The sequence below is a fragment of the Rathayibacter sp. Leaf296 genome (genome assembly GCF_001423045.1).
Classification (GTDB): domain Bacteria; phylum Actinomycetota; class Actinomycetes; order Actinomycetales; family Microbacteriaceae; genus Rathayibacter; species Rathayibacter caricis.
The window spans coordinates 768620-786306 of the sequence record NZ_LMNR01000002.1 but is presented as its reverse complement, the minus strand read 5'-3'; the positions used below and the strand labels follow the sequence as shown (position 1 = coordinate 786306).

Genomic DNA, 17687 nt, shown 5'->3' with positions numbered 1-17687 from the left:
CGTGGCGAGCAGGCCGGCGAGGACGCTGACGATGACGAATCCGAACAGCGCTCCGAGGGCTCCGTGGACGGTTCGACGGGGCTGGAAGACGGGGACGTTGGGTCGCTTCAGGATCGTTCCTCTCGCTGCACCAGCACTGTAGGCGAGGTGCCGGAGCGGCTCGGGGAGGCGCGCTGCGCTCGACGGAGCGCGCCCGCCCGGATCAGTCGAAGACCAGGTCGCCGTTCACGTCGCCGACGTCGCCCGTGTTGGCGGGGACCTCGCCCGAGCTGATCTGCAGGGGGATCACCGCTCCGTCGACCGCGTCCATGCCGGCGCTGGGGGTCGTCCACACGACCGATCCGGCGGGGACGGTCGTCGAGTCGACGATCTCCTGGTGGCCCGCGGTGAAGCCGGCGGCCTGGAGGGTCGCGGTCGCCTCCGCGACCGTGGCGCCGGTCACGTCCGGGACCTCGGTGACCGACGAGGCGCGGGTGGAGTAGCCCAGCATCGAGGACGGCGGGTCGATGAAGTCGTCTCCGCCGTACTTGGAGTCGAGCGCGGTCATGATCGGGCGGAAGATGGCGTGCCGTGCGGAGGCCGCCTGGATGGTGCCCTCGTTGCCCGTGATGCGCACCTGCCGGAGGTTGGCCTTCTTGCCGTTGTCGAAGCCGTTGATGCTGCCGACCCACACGGCGAGGGAGGCGGAGCGGCTTGCGCCGGCGGTCCACACGTCGGCCGCGTCGTCGGTCGTCCCCGTCTTGCCGATGTGCTCGATGCCGTCGTTCGGGTTCGAGGACACTCCGGTGCCGGAGGTCATGACGCGCTGCATCGCGTACTGCATGCCGTGCGCGACCTCGGCGGAGACCGCCGGGGCGCAGTCCGCCGCGGGCACGGCCACGGGGGCGCCGTCGGCGCCCGTGATGCGGTCGATCACGATCGGGTCGCACGCGACCCCGTCGTTGGCGATCCCCGCGTAGGCGCCCGCGACCGTCAGCGGGGCGATGGTGTTGGTCCCCAGCACGGTGGACGGGGTCGACCACAGCTCGGTGTTCGTCGCGGTGTGCATGCCGAACGCCTCCGCGGTCGATCGGATGTCGCAGAGGTCGAGCTGGTGGGCCATGCCCATGAAGCCCGTGTTGATCGACCCCTGCGTCGCGGTGACGGCGCTCATCGACTCGCGGTTATCGGAGGGGGCGTCGTTCTTCGGGCGGTAGAAGGGGGAGGGGAACGTGACCCCGTCCTCGGCGATGTTGCACTTCTGGGGGTAGCTGCGGAAGCCGGAGGTCGGGGAGGGAAAGCTCTCGTTGAGGGTGTGGCCGGCGGTCAGCCAGTTGGCCAGAGTGAACACCTTGTACGTGGACCCGGTCTGGACCCCGCGGCTGCCGCTCATCGCCTCGTCGACGTTGAGGTTGACGGCGCTCGTGCCGGGCGAGGCGGCCAGGACCTCGGGGTCCTGGCTGTAGACGGTGTTCTGGACCATCGAGAGCACGCGGCCGGTGCGGGCCTCGACGCTCGAGGCGGTCGCTCCCACCTCGAAGCGCGGGTCGGTCTGCGGCACGTAGGCGTTCAGAGCGGCCTGCGAGACCTGCTGGATGTCGAGGTCGAGCGTCGTGACGACGTCGTAGCCGCCGCGGCGGATCTTCGCGTAGCGCTCGTCGTCGGTCGCTCCGAAGACCTCGTCGCTGCGCAGCACGTTGAGCACGTAGTCGCAGAAGTACGCGGCGTTGCCGGCCGTGGTGCAGCCGGTGGAGGGCTGCGTGATGGTCGGCGTGATCGGCTCCGCGATCGCGGCGTCGTAGGTCGCCCGGTCGATCTTCCCGTACTTCAGCTCCTCGCCGAGGATGTAGTCGCGGCGCTCCTTGGTGGCGGCGTAGCCGTTCGCGGCGCCGTTCGACTCGCTCGCGGGGTTGTCGAACCGGAACTTCTCGGGGTTGTTGACGATCGCGAGCAGCGCCGCCGCCTGCGAGGTCGAGAGCTGGCTCGCCGGGATGCCGTAGTAGTAGTTCGCGGCGGCCTCGATGCCGTAGACGGTGCCGCCGAAGAGGGCGATGTTGAGGTAGCCGAGGAGGATGTCGTCCTTCGAGTACTCCTTCTCGAGGCCGATCGCGAGGCGCATCTCCTTGAGCTTGCGCTCCGGGGTCGGCGCGGTGGCGACCTTGTACGCCGCGGCGCGCTCGGCCTCGTCGGCGATCGACTCCGCCTTCTGCACCAGCACGTTCTTGACGTACTGCTGGGTGATCGACGAGCCGCCCTGGAGGTCGTCGCCCGAGAGGGTCACCGCGAGGGCGCGCAGGGTGCCCTGGACGTCGATCCCGCCGTGCTCGTAGAAGCGCGGGTCCTCACCGGCCACGGCGGCGTCCTTGGCGGTCTGCGCCACCTCGTCCCAGCCGACCTCGACGCGGTTCTGGTCGTAGACGGACGCGAGGAGCGTGGTGCCGTCGCCCGCGAAGATGTTGGTGCGCTGCATGGTCTGGCCGACGTCGAGGTAGCCGGGCAGGTTCTGGAACAGCCCGATCGTGTTCGTCGTCGCGAGACCGGTCAGCGCGAGCGCGGGGGTCACCCCGACCGTGATCAGGACCCCGGCGACCACGCTCATGCCGATGAACCCCACCACGGCCCTCAACGACATCCCGAGCGGCCTGTCGGAGCGGCGGGACGCGGTGGGGAGAGCCATGGAGCGGAGGTCCTTTCGGCGCGGCGGACCGCGGTCTTCGGAGGGGGACGGGCGGCGCGGAGCCTCGCGACCGTCGCGCGATGTCCCCCGTGAGAATGGTACGTGACCCACCCCTCGCGCAGGGGTCCTCCGACAGGACGACATCCGCTCTGGCGGGGGATGTACAGCGGATGCTCCGGGCTGGTAGCGGCGTGTTCGGCTCGGAGGAGCGGCGCGGCGTCACGGGGCTTCCTCCGAGCCGATGCATCCGTATCGTTGAGGGGTGCGGGCCCTCGTGAGCCCGCATCAGCACCTCGACCCAGCACCACTCGGCACCAGCGCCGGCCCCGGGGCCCCGGGACGGCCCCTCCCGGCAGGAAGCACACACCATGGCACGCATCCACGACGACGTGACGCAGCTCGTCGGCAACACCCCGCTCGTCCGCATCAACCGCCTCTCGGGCGCCGAGAGCGCCACGGTGCTCGCGAAGCTCGAGTTCTACAACCCGGCGAACAGCGTGAAGGACCGCATCGGAGTCGCGATCGTCGACGCGGCCGAGGCCTCGGGCGAGCTGCCGCCGGGCGGCACCATCGTCGAGGGGACGAGCGGCAACACGGGCATCGCCCTGGCGCTCGTCGGCGCAGCGCGCGGCTACAGGGTGATCCTGACGATGCCCGAGACCATGTCGGTCGAGCGTCGGGTCCTGCTGCGCGCCTACGGGGCCGAGATCGTGCTCACCCCGGGCGGCGAGGGCATGCGCGGCGCGGTCGAGCGCGCTCAGGCGATCGTGGCCGAGACGCCCGGGGCGATCCTCGCGCGCCAGTTCGAGAACGCCGCGAACCCCGAGGTGCACCGCCGCACCACCGCCGAGGAGATCTGGAACGACACCGACGGCCAGGTCGACGTGTTCGTCGCCGGCATCGGCACGGGCGGCACGATCACCGGCGTCGGCCAGGTCCTCAAGGAGCGCAAGCCCGGCGTGCAGATCATCGGCGTCGAGCCCATCGACTCGCCGCTGCTGACGCAGGGCACCGCCGGTCCGCACAAGATCCAGGGCATCGGAGCGAACTTCGTCCCGGCGAACCTCGACCGCGACGTCTACGACGAGATCATCGACGTCACCCTCGACGACTCGGTCCGGGTCGCCCGCGAGATGGCGGCGCAGGAGGGCATCCTCGGCGGCATCTCCTCCGGCTCGATCATGTGGGCGGCGCTCGAGGTCGCGAAGCGGCCCGAGAACGCGGGGAAGACGATCGTCGCCATCGTGTGCGACTTCGGCGAGCGGTACATCTCGACCGTTCTGTACGAGGACCTCCGCAGCTGAGCCCCTCGGCATCCCGCCCCGGAGTGCTGGGCCGGCTCCGGGAGGACGTGCGAAGCGCCCGAGTGCGCGATCCCGCCGCGCGCAGCTCGCTCGAGGTGCTGCTCTCGTACCCGGGTCTCCACGCCGTCTGGGCGCACCGCGTCGCGCACCGCTGGTGGCGGCGCGGCCTCCGCCTGCCGGCGCGACTGCTGTCGCAGCTGGCGCGGGCGATGACGGGGGTCGAGATCCATCCGGGCGCGGTGATCGGCCGCCGCCTCTTCATCGACCACGGCATGGGAGTGGTGATCGGCGAGACGGCGCGCATCGGCGACGACTGCCTGCTGTACCACGGAGTCACGCTCGGCGGGCGCTCGACCCGGCGCGAGCGCCGGCACCCGTCGATCGGCGACCGGGTCGTGCTGGGCGCGGGATCGGTCGTGCTCGGGCCGATCGTCCTCGGCTCCGACGTGAGCGTCGGCGCCAACGCGGTCGTCGTGAAGGACGCGGGCGACGGAGCGGTGCTGGTCGGGATCCCGGCCCGCGACCTCCGTGCACTCGGCCGCGCCGAGGAGTCGGTGGCCGACCCGGCGTTCTTCATCGATCCCGCGATGTACATCTGACCCGTCGCGGGGCCGCCGCTCAGTCGTCCGAGGGGTGCGCGATGCTCCGCGGCGAGCTCTTGATCCGCGCGAAGGCGTCGAGCGCGTGCGCCCGCGTCTCCTTGAGGTCGAGGATCGGCGCCGGGTAGTCCTCGCCCTCCGGGGTGAGGGTCTCGGCGAGCGTCCACGGCTCGTGGATCGCTGAGCCCTCGACGGAGGCCAGCTCGGGCACGTTCTTCCGCAGGTAGTCGCCGGCGGGATCGAACTTGTGCGACTGCGTCACGGGGTTGAAGACGCGGAAGAACGGAGACGCGTCGGCACCGGACCCGGCGACCCACTGCCAGTTCGCCGCGTTGCTCGCGGGATCCGCGTCGACGAGCGTGTCCCAGAACCACTCCTCGCCCACGCGCCAGTCGACGAGCATGTTCTTGATCAGGAACGAGGCCGTGACCATCCGGACGCGGTTGTGCATGTAGCCCGTCCGCCAGAGCTCGCGCATGCCGGCGTCCACGAGCGGATAGCCGGTGCGGCCCCGATGCCAGGCGTCGATGTCGTGCTGCGTGGCGTGCGCCCAGGGGAAGCGGTCGAAGCGGGTGTCGAAGTTGGCCGTCGCGAGATCGGGCCAGTGGAACAGCAGGTGGTAGCAGAACTCCCGCCACAGCACCTCCGAGGCGAAGCGCTCGCGCCCCTGCTCGTGGTGCGGCCCGTCGCCGCGCGACTCCACGACGGCCTGCCACACCTGGAACGGGCTGATCTCGCCCCAGCGCAGGTGCGCCGAGAGGTTCGAGGTGGCATCGTCGGCGGGTCGGTCGCGGCCGTCGGAGTAGTCGTCGAGCTGCTCGGCGATGAAGGCCCGCAACCGATCGGCCGCGGCCTTCTCGCCCGGCACCCAGCGCTCGCGGAGCCCGCCGGCCCAGTCGGGACGGGTCGGGAGCAGGCCCCAGTCGTCGAGCCGGTCGGACTCGACAGCGGAGGAGACTCCGTCGATCGAGCGCGACCGGAGGAGCGGCGCGCGGGGCGCCTCCTTCTTCTTGCAGGCGCGGGCGAACGGGGTGTAGACGGAGTAGGGGCCGCCGCCGCCGGTCTGCACGGTCCACGGCTCGAACAGGAGCGATCCCTGGTGGCTCTCGGCCTCGGTGCCGCGCGAGCGGAGCCCCTCCTTCACCGCGGTGTCCACCGCGCGCTCCGCGCCGCCGTACCGCCGGTTCCAGTGCACGGCGCCGGCACCGAGCTCCTCGGCGAGCTGCAGGATCACGGCCTCCGCGGGTCCGCGGCGCAGGATCAGCGTTCCGCCGATCGCGGAGAGGTCGTCGCGCAGCGCGCTGAGGCTGCCGTGCAGCCACCAGCGGGCAGCGCCGCCCAGCGGTCGGATGCCCGGCGACTCGTCATCGAGCACGTAGCAGACCGCGATCGGGGCGCCGCGATCGATCGCCGCACGCAGCGCGGGGTTGTCGGCCAGGCGGAGGTCGTCGCGGAGCCAGACGAGGGTCGGGGAGGAGGTGCTCATGGTCCCTCCATGATCCGCGAGGCCGACCGCACCGCGAAGTGCTGGCCGCGCCGTCCGCGGAGTGCTAGCGGCGAGCGCGCCTGGGGAGGAGCGGCCCGCGCGCTGTTCCCGGTGCGGGGGTCAGGCGGAGGCGACGCCGGCGCGGAGCTTGTCGCAGAGTGCCGTCAGCTGCGCGAGCTCGTCGTCGTCGAGTGCGTCGCCGACGTGCTGCGAGATCGTCGTCATGTGGCGGAGCGCGACGGCGCGGAACAGGTCGTAGCCCTCGTCGGTGATCGCGATGACCGTGCCCCGGGCGTCGTTCGGATCCTCGCTCTTGCTGACGTAGCCGCGGCTCACGAGCCGGTCGATCAGGCGGCTGACGCTGGGCTGGGTGAGCAGCACGTGCTTGTTGAGGTCGCGCAGCCGGGCGCGGCGCTCGGGCTGCCGGGTCAGGTTGAAGAGCACGTCGTACTCGTTGAGCGAGATCTCCTTGGAGGGGAACTCGCTGCTGAGCGCCCGCATCACGTGCACCTGAGCGCGGAACAGCGCCTCCCAGGCGGCGACAGCGCGTCTCGAACCCACCGGACCTCCTCCGTCGTGCCCAGGATACGGGGTCGCCCGCTCGCGGGGAGCGCGACTGCGCGATCGGTACGGCGCCCGCGCCCGCGTCTCGGAGGCACCGCTCCGGAACGACAGAAGGCCGGCCGCTGAGGCGAGCGGCCGGCCTTCATTCCCTTGCACCAAGAGTGTCCTGCAATCACATTCGCGCTTCGCCGCCACAGCAAACGACTAACGCTCTTGAACTATATAACGGATCGATAACGTCGCAAGAGCCCATTTCCTGACACTTCCCTGAGCCCCGCATCCGCCCGCCGACCCCCACCGGAACGCGCGCCCGACCTCCTCCGTCCGGAGCCCTCGACCACCCCCGCCCCGCTCCTGGGGACGGCTTCTGACGGCGCGCCTGCTCCCGGCACCGAGGCGATCGAGTCCCCGCGAGAGAGCGCTTCGGACCTCCGGAGCAGGCCGTCCACAAGCCTCCCGTCCGAGGAGGCCGCCGGTGAGACCGGACGTCCGTCGCACGGTGCCGGCGAAGCCGCACCTCGTCCGGACCGTGCCGGCGAAGCCGCACCGCAGACTTCGCGCCTCGACCAGCCGCCCGTCTAGAAGGCGATGGGCGAGAAACGCGTGCGAGCGTTTCGAGCGAGCCGAACGCACCTCGCTCTGCGGAACGCGACCCGTCGCGAAGCCGACCGCGGATCGAGGAGCGCTTGCGCTCCTCGATCAGAAGAGATCAGGGCTCGGCGTGGACGCGTACCGGATGGCGACGTCGGCGTGGCGGTCGAAGCGGTAGCCGACGCCGCGGACGGTGCGGACGATGTCCTCGTAGCGGCCGAGCTTGGCGCGGAGGCGGCGGACGTGGACGTCGATGGTGCGCTCGTTGGGGGCGTCGTCGTCGGCGGCTCCCCAGAGGGAGGCGATGAGCTCGGCGCGCTCGATGGTGCGGCCCTCGCGGAGGACGAGGTACTGCAGCAGCTCGAACTCCTTGTAGGTGAGGGCGGTGGTCTCGTCGTCGAGGATGACGCGCTTGCGGGAGATGTCGATGACGACTCCGCCGGGTGCGCGGTCGAGGTCGGGCTCGGCGTCGGCGCGGCGCTTGGCGACGGCGGCCGGGTCCTGGAGGGCGAGGCGGACGACGTCCACGTCGCGGCCGCCGGCGCCCTGGGGGGCGAGGGCGACGGAGGCGTAGGTCTCGGCGTCGGGGGCGAGGAGCGCGGTGACGCGCTTGAGCTGCTCGACGAGGCGGCCGAGGTCGACTCCGGCGGCGCGGGCCTTGGCCTCGTCGATGCCGACGTAGAGGGCGAAGCCGCGGGCCTCGGTGCCCTGGGGCACGGCGCGGAGGCGGGGGGTGGTCGGGGTGCTCTCGGGAGCGGCCTGGAGGCGGGGGGCCTCGTGCGCGGCGGGAGCGGGGACGGTGCGGGCGTGGAGGAGGGACATGGCGAATCCTTGGGGCTGGTCGGATCCGGGACGAGTGTCCGGGAGAGCGGATCCGGGTGTGCGCTGCGGTGCCGGCGGCCGCGTGGTGCGGGCCGGCTGGGTCGGATGGAGTGCATCCGAGGGGTTCGCCGCGCCTGCGACGCCGAGCCGATCGGACGGGGCGTGGAGCCCGGTCAGGAGGATCGGAGGGCGGAGGCTGTGCGGGAACCCGGCGAGGTCAGTGCCTCACGCACACATTCGACAACACATGACGAGGCCGCCGGCCATCATCATGCCGGCATCCCCGATGGCCTCAAGGGAGGTCAGGGCGAGCGCGTTGTCAGTCATGGGGGACAGTAAAGCGGACTGTGACGGACCGAGTCAACAGATTTCGGGTCTGCGTCCAGGATCCGGCGCGGGATCGGCTCCTCCGGGCGCGTCGCGGCACCCGGAGGGGGGACGGTCAGCCCGCGAGGCCGTAGAGGCGGTCGCCGGCGTCGCCCAGGCCGGGCACGATGTAGCCGAGCTCGTTCAGGTGGTCGTCGAGCGCGCCCAGGACGATGGTCACCTCGCGACCCTCGAACGCCTTCTCGACGGCGGCGAGGCCCTCGGGTGCGGCGAGCAGGCAGACGGCCGTGACGTCGACGGCTCCGCGGTCGAAGAGGAACCTGATCGCGGCGATGAGCGACCCTCCGGTCGCGAGCATCGGGTCCAGGACGAAGCACTGGCGGTTCGAGAGGTCGTCGGGCAGGCGCTCGGCGTAGGTGGTGGGCTCGAGCGTCTCCTCGTTGCGCGCCATGCCGAGGAAGCCGACCTCGGCGGTCGGGATCAGCTTGACCATGCCCTCGAGCATGCCGAGGCCCGCACGGAGGATCGGGACCACGAGCGGCTGCGGGTCGCTGAGCGCGAGTCCGGTGGTCTGCGTGACGGGGGTCTCGATCGTCACGGTCCTGGTGCGGACGCCGCGCGTCGCCTCGTAGGCGAGCAGGGTCATCAGCTCCTCGGCGAGCTGCCGGAAGGTGGGGGAGGGGGTGCGCTTGTCGCGCAGCACGGTGAGCTTGTGCGTGATCAGCGGGTGGTCGGCTACGTGGACGCGCATAAGCTCAATCTACTTCCCGGTCCGAGCGCGGCCGGACCGGACGCGGGCACGAGGGGGCGCGATGCGCGACAGCGACCTGCGCCTCCCCTCCGCCGCCGACGAGTGGATGGGCCTCGCGCTCGACGAGGCCCGGCGCGCCGCGGGCTGGGGCGACGTGCCGGTCGGCGCCGTGGTGGTCGACTCCGACGGCCGCGTCGTCGGGCGCGGGCGCAACGAGCGCGAGCTGCGCACCGATCCGACCGCGCACGCCGAGGTGGTGGCGCTGCGCGACGCGGCGGCCGCCCTGGGCGACTGGCAGCTCACGGGCTGCACGCTCGTCGTGACGCTCGAGCCGTGCGTGATGTGCGCGGGAGCGATCCTGGCCGCTCGCCTCGACCGCGTCATGTTCGGGGCGTGGGACGAGAAGGCGGGGGCGGTGGGCTCGCTGCACGACCTCCTCCGCGATCGGCGGCACACCTGGACGACCGAGGTGTACCCGGGGCTCCGCGCCCCGGAGAGCTCGCGGCTGCTGCTCGACTTCTTCCGCGCGCGGCGCTGAGCGGGCGGTCCTCAGCCGCGGGAGTGGCCGCCGAGCCACTCGGCCAGCATCAGCTCCGTCGCCTCCCGCATTCGGTCGAAGCGGCCCTCCTGCACGTCGTCGCGGAGCTGCTCGGCCGTGTAGCCGGCTCCGGCCGCGTACTCGGCGTCGCCCTCGAGCCAGCCCGCGGCCATCGCGCCGCTCAGCTCGGGGTGGAACTGCACGCCCAGCAGCCACTCGTCGATGCCGAACGCCTCGACGGCGTAGGCGTCCGAGGAGGCGAGAAGCGTCGTGCCCGCGGGGAGGTCGAAGGTGTCGCCGTGCCACTGCATCACCGGGACTCCCGCCAGGTGGCGCAGCGGTGAGCGCATCCCGGCGTCCGTGGGGTCGACGCGGCGGAAGCCGACCTCGCGGGTCGGACCGGGACGCACCTCGCGTCCGAGCGCGGCGGCGATCAGCTGGGCCCCGAAGCAGATGCCGAGGGTCGGCCGTCGGTGGTGCAGCCGCTCCTGCAGCAGGGCGATCTCGGGCGAGATGAACGGGTGCCGGGCGGTCTCGTAGACGCCCGCGCTGGACCCGAGCGTGACGACGAGCTCCGGCTCGTCGAGGTCGACGGAGCCGAGATCGGTGCCGGCGACGGCGTCCACCGCCCACCCGTGCTCCCGCAGGATCGGCTCGAGGACGCCCAGGCCCGCGCCGCGCTCGTTGACGATCGCCAGTGCGCGCCGCACCTCAGCCGACGTCCTCGGCGCGGAGCGCCGGGGCCGGGGCGGCCGGGCCGCGGTCGACGTCGGGCTCGAGGTAGACGACGCGGGCGGCCGGGACCGCGGCGCGGATCCGCTGCTCCGCCGCATCGATCCCGGCGGCGACGTGCTCGAGGGTCTCGGCCGCGGGGAACGCGACCTTGGCGGCGACCAGCAGCTCGTCGGGCCCGAGGTAGAGGGTCTTCATGTGGATGACGCGCTCGACGTCCTCGCCTGACTCGATGGCCGAGCGGAGCGCGTCCGCGTCGGCATCGCTCGCGCCCTCGCCGACCAGGAGGCTCTTGGTCTCGATGCCCAGGATCACGGCGACAACGATCAGCAGCGCCCCGATCATCAGGGTGCCGATCGCGTCGAAGACGGCGTTCCCGGTGATCGCCGACAGTCCGACTCCGAGCAGCGCGAAGGTCAGGCCGGTGAGCGCCGCGGCGTCCTCGAGCAGTACGACGGGCAGCTCCGGAGCCTTCGCTCGGCGGATGAAGCGGAACCACGACTGCGTGCCGCGGCTGCGGTTCGACTCCTTCACCGCGGTGCGCAGCGAGTATCCCTCGAGGCAGATCGAGACGGCGAGCACGAGGATCGGCAGCCAGACGTTCTCGAGCTCGTGCGGGTGCGTGATCTTGTCGACGCCCTCGTAGAGCGAGAAGACGCCGCCGACCGTGAAGAGGATGATCGCGACGACGAACGCGTACACGTAGCGCTCGCGCCCGTAGCCGAACGGGTGCTCGGCGTCGGCGGCCCTGCGGGACTTGCGGCCCCCGAGCAGCAGGAGGAGCTGGTTGCCGGAGTCGGCGAGCGAGTGCACGCCCTCGGCGAGCATCGAGGCCGAGCCCGAGAAGAACCACGCGATGAACTTGGTCAGGGCGATGCCGAGGTTGGCGGTCAGCGCCGCGACGATCGCCCTGCCGCCTCCGGATGCGCTCACGTCGTCTCCTCGTGGATCCTGGTGGTGCCGGTCGGTGGTCGGATCATCCTAGGGTCCTGCGGATCGGGGGAGGACCCCCTTCCGGGCCGCGGTCGCTCGCGGTTCGTAGGATGAGCGGGTGACCGACGACACCGTGCTGCTCCCCTCCATCGCCGTGCTCGGCCTGGGCTCGATGGGCGGTGCGATCCTCAGCGGACTGCTCGCCCCCGGTGTCCGCATCGACGGCGGTGTCCGGGTGACGAACCGCGACGCCGCCAAAGCCGCCGCGTGGAAGGACCACCCGGTCGTCACCGCGTTCGCGACCGAGGACGACGCGGAGGCGAACCGCCGGGCCGTCGAGGGCGCCTCCGTCGTGCTCGTCGCGGTGAAGCCGCACATGGTGCCCGCGCTGCTCGAGGAGATCGCGGATGCGCTCGCTCCCGGGACGGTCGTGGTGAGCGTCGCGGCCGGAGTCACGGTCGCCGCGTTCGAGAGCCGGCTGCCCGACTCCGTGCCGGTGCTGCGCTCGATGCCGAACACGCCGGCCGTCGTCGGCCGTGCGGTCACGGGGCTGAGCGCGGGGACCCGCTCGAGCGGCGAGGACCTCGCGCTCGTCCGCCGCCTGTTCGAGACGGTGGGCGAGGTCGTCGAGGTCCCGGAGTCGCAGCTGGACGCGCTCTCGACGATCTCGGGATCGGGACCCGCCTACGTGTTCCTCCTGATCGAGGAGCTGATCACGGCGGCGATCGCCAAGGGCTTCACTGCCGAGCAGGCGTCGACGATGGTGACCGGCACGTTCCTCGGCGCGGCGGAGCTGCTCGCGCACTCGGGCGAGGAGCCCGCCGAGCTGCGCCGCCGGGTCACGAGCCCGAACGGGACGACCGAGCGGGCGATCGCCGTGCTGCAGGAGGCGGACCTGGCGTCCCTCTTCACCCGCGCCACGGACGCGGCGCTCGCCCGTGCTCGGGAGCTCGCCGCGTCCTGAACCCGCGGGCGCGGCCTAGGAGCCCAGGGCCGCGAAGCGCTCGATGTCGCTGGGCGTGCCGCTGACGACGATGAGGTCGTGGTTCGAGACCACGGTCTGCTCGGTGGCGTACGTGAACGGCTTGCCCGGGCTCTTGACGCCCACCACCGTGACGCGGTGCTTGCGCCGGACCCCCGACTCCGTGAGCGTGAGCCCGCGGATGGGCTTGGGCGGATACATTTTCGCGAGCACGAAGTCGTCGTCGAACTCGATGAAGTCGAGCATGCGGCCCGAGACCAGGTGCGCGACGCGCTCGCCGGCTTCGGCCTCGGGGTAGATGACGTGATTCGCGCCGATGCGCTCGAGGATCTTGCCGTGCGAGCGCGAGATGGCCTTCGCCCAGATCTGCGGGATCTTGAGGTCGACGAGGTTCGCGGTGATGAGCACGGACGCCTCGATCGAGGAGCCGACGGCGACGACGGCCACCTGGAAGTCCTGCGCGCCGATCTGCGCGAGGGCGTCGAGCGAGCGCGCATCCGCCTGCACCGCGTGGGTGACCCGCTCGGACCACTTCTGCACGAGCCCCGCGTCGGCGTCGACGGCGAGCACCTCGCGGTCGAGTCGGTCGAGCTGGCCGGCCGTGGCGGCACCGAAGCGCCCGAGGCCGATCACCAGCACCGGGGCGTCGTACCTGATGCGGTCAACCAACGATGGGCCTCTCTTCCGGTCGTCTGAACAACTGCCTCCGCTGACTCGCGGCGAGCGCGGCGGCGAGAGTCACGGTACCAACGCGGCCCATGAACATCGTCAGCGCCAGGACGTAGACGCCCGACGGCGGGAGCTCGGCCGTGAGCCCCGTCGACAGCCCCGACGTCGCGAAGGCGGAGATCACGTCGAACAGCACGTAGTCGAGGGAGGCCTTGGTGATGTGCAGGATGATCACCGACGAGACGGCGACGGTCGTCGCGCCCCACAGCACGACCGAGACGCCCAGGCGCAGCACGTCGTTGGGGATCCGGCGGCCGAACGCCTCCATGTCGTTGGTGCCCCGGGCCTCCGCGAACGCGGCGAGGAACAGGATCGCGAGCGTCGTGACCTTGATCCCGCCCGCCGTCGAGGCCGAGCCTCCGCCGATGAACATCAGCATGTCGGTGACGAGCAGGCTCGAGCCGTTCAGGTCGGGGACGGAGATCGTCGAGAAGCCGCCCGACCGGGTCATCGTCGAGAGGAAGAACGACTGGAAGACGGTATCGCCCGCGTCGAGCACGCCGAACGTCTTCGGATTGTCGAACTCGAGCACGATGTAGAGCGCCGCCCCGGCGACCAGCAGGATCAGCGACGTGACGAGCGTGAGCTTGACGTGCACCGACCACTTGCGCGGGCGGCGCCAGCCGCGCGAGAAGGCGTAGATGACGGGGAAGCCGATCGAGCCGAGGAAGACGCCGATCATCAGGATCCCGAGGAACCAGTAGTCGTCCTGGAACGGGGTGAGCCCGGCGGCGTTCGGCGAGAACCCGGTGTTGGTGAACGCCATCGCCGAGTAGTAGAAGGAGTGCCACACCGCCTCGCCGATCGGGATCCCGTCGATCAGCATCCGCGGGAAGAGCAGGAGCGCGACGACGATCTCGATCACGGCGGCGCTCACGGCGACGGTGGTGAGCAGTCCGCCGATCTCGCCGAGCCGCACCGCCTGGCCCTCGGCGACGGGGCCGGAGTGGATCCGGAGCGGGTTCGAGTCGCTCGCCACCATGAGCTTGGCGCGCAGGCCGAGTCGGCGCGAGACGGCCATGCCCATGATCGAGGCGAGGGTCAGAACGCCCAGTGCGCCGATGTTGACGCCGATGAAGATGACCGAGTGGCCGAACGCCGACCAGTGCGTCGCCATGTCGACCGTGGCCAGGCCCGTGACGCAGATGACCGACATGGCGGTGAAGAACGCGTCGTGCAGCGGAGTGACCTCGCCGGCGGTCGTCGAGACCGGCAGGGAGAAGAGGAGCGTGAAGACCAGGATCAGCGCCGAGAAGATCAGGATCGCGAAGCGCGAGGGGGAGCGGCCGGCGAAGTCGTCGATGAGGTCGCGGGCCCGCTCGAAGCCCGACCACGGGGAGACGGGCGAGACCCCGACGGGGCTGCGGAACTGCTGGCGAACCACCACGGCGGATCCTCCACTCGATCGCGGCCATGCTACCCGTTCGCCGTGCGGCTCCCGGGCCCGCCGGCCGGCCGCACTCCCGGGCGCCGCAGAGGGCGGCCTGGCTACTCTGGGCGCATGCCGGACATCTTCGCGGTGATCGCCGACGGCACCCGCCGCGACATCCTCTCCCTCCTGCGCGCGCAGAGGGAGGCGGGACCGTCGGGCGCCGGGGGCATCAGCGTCTCGCAGCTCGTCGCCCGCCTCGAGCTCAGTCAGCCGACCGTGTCGAAGCACCTCAAGGTGCTGCGCGACGCGGGACTCGTCACCGTGCGCGAGAGCGGGCAGCACCGCTTCTACGCGCTGCAGTACTCGCCGCTGGAAGAGGTCGAGGACTGGCTGATGCCGTTCCTCGAGACCGAGGACGAGCCCGCGCTGCTCGACGCGGCGGCCGCGGCCCGGGCGGAGTCGCTGGGCCGGGCGATCGCGGAGCGCACCCACCAGGTCAGCACCGTCGTGCAGGACATCCAGCGCGGGGTGAGCGAGGGGGCGACGAAGGTCGCCGAAGCGCTGCGCATCCGGAAGTGACGCGTGTCGGGGCGCTCGCCGCGACGGGGGTCTGCTAGGCCGTGACCCGGGCGCCCGCTCGGTCGTGTAAGCTCGCGTGAGGCATTTTCTCGTAAGCGGCCGTCCGTCGGGCGGTCGACCCCCCTGAACGTTGTGAGGTCTTCGTGGGTTCTGTTATCAAGAAGCGTCGCAAGCGTATGGCGAAGAAGAAGCACCGCAAGCTGCTTCGCAAGACTCGCCACCAGCGTCGCAACAAGAAGTAGGCCCCGGCCTCTTCCCCTTCGAGCGTCCGCTCCCCACCGGGATCGGGCGCTCGTCTGCGTCCCGGCGCGAGGCGGTCCTGTCGCCGTGCGGCCTGCGCCAGCGGAGTCGGGCCGCCCGAGCCTCCCGTCTAAACTGGGAGCATGGTGGACATCGCGCTGACTCTCGTGGGGAAGCCCGGCTGCCATCTCTGCGACGACGCCCGCGCGGTGGTGCAGGGGGTCCTCGCCGATCTCGGGCCCGCCGCTCCGGCCGTCTCGCTGTCGGAGGTCTCGATCCTGGACGACGCCGAGCTGCACGAGCGCTTCGTCGAGGAGATCCCCGTCCTCCTGATCGACGGTCGCGTCCACAACTACTGGCGCATCGACCCCGTCCGCCTCCGCCGAGCCCTCCTGGAGCACCCATGACCGTCCGCCACGTCGTCGCCTGGAAGCTGAACGCCGTCGACCCCGCGCAACGGGCCGAGCACACCGAGCAGATCTCGAAGGCGCTGCGCGGGCTGCTGCCGATCATCCCCGAGATCGAGTCGATGACGATCGGGAAGAACACCCTGTTCCCGAAGGACAACTTCGACATGGTGCTGATCGCGGACTACGCCGACGCCGACGCGCTCAGCATCTACGTCGAGCACCCGGAGCACCGCCGCGTCGCGGGCTTCATCCGGCCGCTCGTGCGCGAGCGGGCCTGCGTCGACTTCGAGGTCTGAGTCTTCGAAGAGCAGTTCTCGAAGAGCGGAGTTCTCGGACGTCTGAGGTCTGGGCAGTCCACGTCGGCGACTGATGAACGCGGATCCGACACGGCTCCGTGATCGGATCGTTGCGGTGAACCCCACACACGGGGGACGGACTGGCCGACGAGTGGGGCGTGGATCCGCATAGTCTCTTTGCGGGGACCGCCGCTCCCCGCATCCGGGGTGCACTCAGCACTCCGACGGGGAGGAACATCCATGTCACGTCAGCGACGCCGCACCGCGGCCTCCGCGCTCGTCCTGGCCGCGCTCGTCGCCGGCCTCGCGCTGCCCGCCGCCGCTCAGGCGACCGAGCTGGTGCCCGGAGTCTCGGCGCCCGCGGTCACGGAGCCGGTCCTCGCTCCGGTGGTCGCGCCGGTCGTCCCGCCCGTCGAGGAGGTGCCGCCGGTCGTCGAGCCGGAGCCCGAGCCGGAGCCGGAGACGCCGACCGTGCCGAGCGTCCCCTCCGAGGAGCCGGCGCCCGAGGTGCCCGGCGTGCCGTCCCAGCCGGAGCAGCCGACCACGCCGTCCGAGCCCGAGCCGCAGCCGAGCACGCCGACGCAGCCGGAGCAGCCGGCGCCGGCGCAGCCCTCGCAGCCGACGCAGCCGAACCAGCCGGCGCAGCCCTCTCAGCCGAACCAGCCCGCGCAGCCCGCGCCCGCACAGCCGCAGGCCCCGGCCGGAGGGAACGCCGGCGGCACCGCCACCACGGAGGCCGGTACGACGGCTCCGCGGCCCTCCGCTCCCGGACGCACCCTGCTCTCGACCTCCGCCGCCGACCCGGCCGCGGCGCCCGCTCCGGTCGCCGAGGGCCAGCCGGTCGCCGAGTCCGCGGCTCCCGCCGTCTCGGTCTACCTCACCCGCGACGCGGGAGTGGACCCGGGCGCGCTGACTGTCGACCTCGCCCGCTTCTACGGTGTGGGCGCCGCCTACGCCGGCTTCCAGCGCGGCGAGAGCGCGACGGGCGTGCTGCGCGCGCCCGACGGCACCGAGACTCCGCTGACCGGCGACGACCGCCAGGACGGCGCGACGACCAGCACGGGCTCGGCCACCGTGCCGGCCTCAGCGCTCTCCGCGACGGGCGAGTACGCGATCACCGTCACCGGCGACCGCGGTTCCACCGCCTCCACCACCTTCTCGCTCGTCGCCTCGACCGGGCCGGGCGTCCTCGTCGAGCCGCGCGACGGCTCCGGCGCCGAGACCGGCGCTCCCCGCGGCGCGGTCTGGGGCTTCGACTCCGGCGAGGCCGTGACGATCGCCGCGGTCACGCCCACCGGGGTGAAGGCGGACCTCGCGGTCGGCGCGCTGACGGTCCGGGTCGACGACCTGGGCTGGTCGGACCTCGTGCTGGGTGACGCGATCGTGGCGACGCCCACCGCTCCGGTCTACTGCCTCGTCGCGACGGGGACCGCCTCCGGGCGCACCGCCGCCGTGACGGTCGGCTACCCCGTCGACGGCGTCTCGGCCGATCTGCCCGACGCGGCGCAGGTCTGCGGCATCGCGATCGCGACCGCCGGCGCCGAACCGGTGCTCCCCTCCACCGAGGCCTCCGGGCAGACGGCCGGAGTGGCGCTGACGATCGGCGCGGGTGCGCTGGTGGCCGTGATCCTGGCGATCGTCATCGCGAACATCGTGATCCGCCGCCGCCGCGAGTACGACGACCTCTTCATCGGCGGACCGCTCCCGCACCCGACGCAGGAGTGACCCGACGCCGGCGGGAACGCCGGTCACAACGCGGAACGCCCGCGGGACGAC

General features: G+C 71.9%; 18 protein-coding genes. 9 read left to right on the top strand and 9 right to left on the bottom strand.

Annotation, left to right across the window (positions count from 1 at the left end; all coding sequences use genetic code 11):
- Positions 1–202: 202 nt before the first annotated feature.
- Positions 203–2656: a penicillin-binding protein gene (locus tag ASF46_RS13920; protein ID WP_162240184.1), complete on the bottom strand. Its 2454-nt coding sequence runs from the start codon at positions 2654–2656 to the stop codon at positions 203–205.
- Between the two features lie 368 nt (positions 2657–3024).
- Between ASF46_RS13920 and cysK the strand changes: the two genes are divergently transcribed.
- Positions 3025–3960 carry a cysteine synthase A gene (gene cysK / locus ASF46_RS13915; protein ID WP_056868114.1) on the top strand — a complete coding sequence of 312 codons (936 nt, stop codon included), beginning with the start codon at positions 3025–3027 and terminating at the stop codon, positions 3958–3960.
- Positions 3957–4559, top strand: a complete 603-nt coding sequence (gene epsC / locus ASF46_RS13910; protein ID WP_082485602.1) for a serine O-acetyltransferase EpsC — start codon at positions 3957–3959, stop codon at positions 4557–4559. The genes cysK and epsC overlap by 4 nt, the downstream gene beginning before the upstream one ends.
- A gap of 19 nt (positions 4560–4578) precedes the next feature.
- Here epsC and ASF46_RS13905 read toward each other — a convergent pair whose 3' ends face one another.
- From ASF46_RS13905 to upp, 4 genes are all read right to left on the bottom strand, one after another.
- A complete protein-coding gene (locus ASF46_RS13905) occupies positions 4579–6045 on the bottom strand; it encodes a cryptochrome/photolyase family protein (RefSeq protein WP_056868112.1) in 1467 nt (488 codons plus the stop codon).
- Positions 6046–6165: 120 nt separating this feature from the next.
- Complete coding sequence (locus ASF46_RS13900) at positions 6166–6546, bottom strand: MarR family winged helix-turn-helix transcriptional regulator (RefSeq protein WP_082481348.1); 381 nt, start codon at positions 6544–6546, stop codon at positions 6166–6168.
- Positions 6547–7308: 762 nt separating this feature from the next.
- Positions 7309–8022, bottom strand: a complete 714-nt coding sequence (locus ASF46_RS13895) for a winged helix-turn-helix domain-containing protein (protein ID WP_082485500.1) — start codon at positions 8020–8022, stop codon at positions 7309–7311.
- Positions 8023–8464: 442 nt separating this feature from the next.
- The gene (upp, locus tag ASF46_RS13890) at positions 8465–9100 is read right to left on the bottom strand and encodes a uracil phosphoribosyltransferase (RefSeq protein WP_055790386.1); all 636 of its coding nucleotides are present in this window, start codon (positions 9098–9100) and stop codon (positions 8465–8467) included.
- A gap of 61 nt (positions 9101–9161) precedes the next feature.
- Between upp and ASF46_RS13885 the strand changes: the two genes are divergently transcribed.
- The gene (locus ASF46_RS13885) at positions 9162–9638 is read left to right on the top strand and encodes a nucleoside deaminase (protein ID WP_056868111.1); all 477 of its coding nucleotides are present in this window, start codon (positions 9162–9164) and stop codon (positions 9636–9638) included.
- Positions 9639–9649: 11 nt separating this feature from the next.
- On the opposite strand, the gene ASF46_RS13880 is transcribed toward ASF46_RS13885, so the two are convergent.
- Both ASF46_RS13880 and ASF46_RS13875 read right to left on the bottom strand, forming a co-directional pair.
- On the bottom strand, positions 9650–10348 hold the full coding sequence (locus ASF46_RS13880) for a glutamine amidotransferase-related protein (RefSeq protein ID WP_056868110.1): 699 nt from the start codon (positions 10346–10348) through the stop codon (positions 9650–9652).
- A gap of 1 nt (position 10349) precedes the next feature.
- Positions 10350–11303: a cation diffusion facilitator family transporter gene (locus ASF46_RS13875; RefSeq protein WP_056868109.1), complete on the bottom strand. Its 954-nt coding sequence runs from the start codon at positions 11301–11303 to the stop codon at positions 10350–10352.
- A gap of 118 nt (positions 11304–11421) precedes the next feature.
- On the opposite strand from ASF46_RS13875, the gene proC reads away from it, so the two are divergent.
- On the top strand, positions 11422–12267 hold the full coding sequence (gene proC, locus ASF46_RS13870; RefSeq protein WP_082485498.1) for a pyrroline-5-carboxylate reductase: 846 nt from the start codon (positions 11422–11424) through the stop codon (positions 12265–12267).
- Positions 12268–12282: 15 nt separating this feature from the next.
- Here the strand turns inward: proC and ASF46_RS13865 are convergent, their stop codons facing one another.
- Both ASF46_RS13865 and ASF46_RS13860 read right to left on the bottom strand, forming a co-directional pair.
- Entirely contained in the window at positions 12283–12954 is a 672-nt protein-coding gene (locus ASF46_RS13865) for a potassium channel family protein (RefSeq protein ID WP_055790397.1), read from the bottom strand.
- Positions 12947–14317 (bottom strand): TrkH family potassium uptake protein, encoded by a 1371-nt coding sequence (locus ASF46_RS13860; protein ID WP_056868600.1) that lies wholly within the window; start codon positions 14315–14317, stop codon positions 12947–12949. The genes ASF46_RS13865 and ASF46_RS13860 overlap by 8 nt, the downstream gene beginning before the upstream one ends.
- 198 nt (positions 14318–14515) lie before the next feature.
- On the opposite strand from ASF46_RS13860, the gene ASF46_RS13855 reads away from it, so the two are divergent.
- From ASF46_RS13855 to ASF46_RS13840, 5 genes are all read left to right on the top strand, one after another.
- Positions 14516–14965 carry an ArsR/SmtB family transcription factor gene (locus ASF46_RS13855; protein WP_055790400.1) on the top strand — a complete coding sequence of 150 codons (450 nt, stop codon included), beginning with the start codon at positions 14516–14518 and terminating at the stop codon, positions 14963–14965.
- Between the two features lie 143 nt (positions 14966–15108).
- A complete protein-coding gene (locus tag ASF46_RS18875; protein ID WP_003792170.1) occupies positions 15109–15207 on the top strand; it encodes a 30S ribosomal protein bS22 in 99 nt (32 codons plus the stop codon).
- Positions 15208–15348: 141 nt separating this feature from the next.
- Positions 15349–15612 (top strand): glutaredoxin family protein, encoded by a 264-nt coding sequence (locus ASF46_RS13850; protein ID WP_055790402.1) that lies wholly within the window; start codon positions 15349–15351, stop codon positions 15610–15612.
- Positions 15609–15911: a Dabb family protein gene (locus tag ASF46_RS13845; protein ID WP_056868108.1), complete on the top strand. Its 303-nt coding sequence runs from the start codon at positions 15609–15611 to the stop codon at positions 15909–15911. Before ASF46_RS13850 ends, ASF46_RS13845 begins: the two co-directional genes overlap by 4 nt.
- A gap of 240 nt (positions 15912–16151) precedes the next feature.
- Complete coding sequence (locus ASF46_RS13840) at positions 16152–17636, top strand: hypothetical protein (protein ID WP_056868107.1); 1485 nt, start codon at positions 16152–16154, stop codon at positions 17634–17636.
- Positions 17637–17687: the final 51 nt, after the last annotated feature.

Excerpts from the sequence above, each read along its gene's own strand:
- ASF46_RS13920 (WP_162240184.1), bottom strand. The coding sequence starts at position 2,656 with ATGGCTCTCCCCACCGCGTCCCGCCGCTCCGACAGGCCGCTCGGGATG.
- ASF46_RS13845 (WP_056868108.1), top strand. The coding sequence starts at position 15,609 with ATGACCGTCCGCCACGTCGTCGCCTGGAAGCTGAACGCCGTCGACCCC.
- ASF46_RS13850 (WP_055790402.1), top strand. The coding sequence starts at position 15,349 with ATGGTGGACATCGCGCTGACTCTCGTGGGGAAGCCCGGCTGCCATCTC.
- upp (WP_055790386.1), bottom strand. The coding sequence starts at position 9,100 with ATGCGCGTCCACGTAGCCGACCACCCGCTGATCACGCACAAGCTCACC.
- ASF46_RS13840 (WP_056868107.1), top strand. The coding sequence starts at position 16,152 with ATGTCACGTCAGCGACGCCGCACCGCGGCCTCCGCGCTCGTCCTGGCC.
- ASF46_RS13895 (WP_082485500.1), bottom strand. The coding sequence starts at position 8,022 with ATGTCCCTCCTCCACGCCCGCACCGTCCCCGCTCCCGCCGCGCACGAG.
- ASF46_RS13855 (WP_055790400.1), top strand. The coding sequence starts at position 14,516 with ATGCCGGACATCTTCGCGGTGATCGCCGACGGCACCCGCCGCGACATC.
- ASF46_RS13905 (WP_056868112.1), bottom strand. The coding sequence starts at position 6,045 with ATGAGCACCTCCTCCCCGACCCTCGTCTGGCTCCGCGACGACCTCCGC.
- cysK (WP_056868114.1), top strand. The coding sequence starts at position 3,025 with ATGGCACGCATCCACGACGACGTGACGCAGCTCGTCGGCAACACCCCG.
- ASF46_RS13885 (WP_056868111.1), top strand. The coding sequence starts at position 9,162 with ATGCGCGACAGCGACCTGCGCCTCCCCTCCGCCGCCGACGAGTGGATG.
- ASF46_RS13900 (WP_082481348.1), bottom strand. The coding sequence starts at position 6,546 with ATGCGGGCGCTCAGCAGCGAGTTCCCCTCCAAGGAGATCTCGCTCAAC.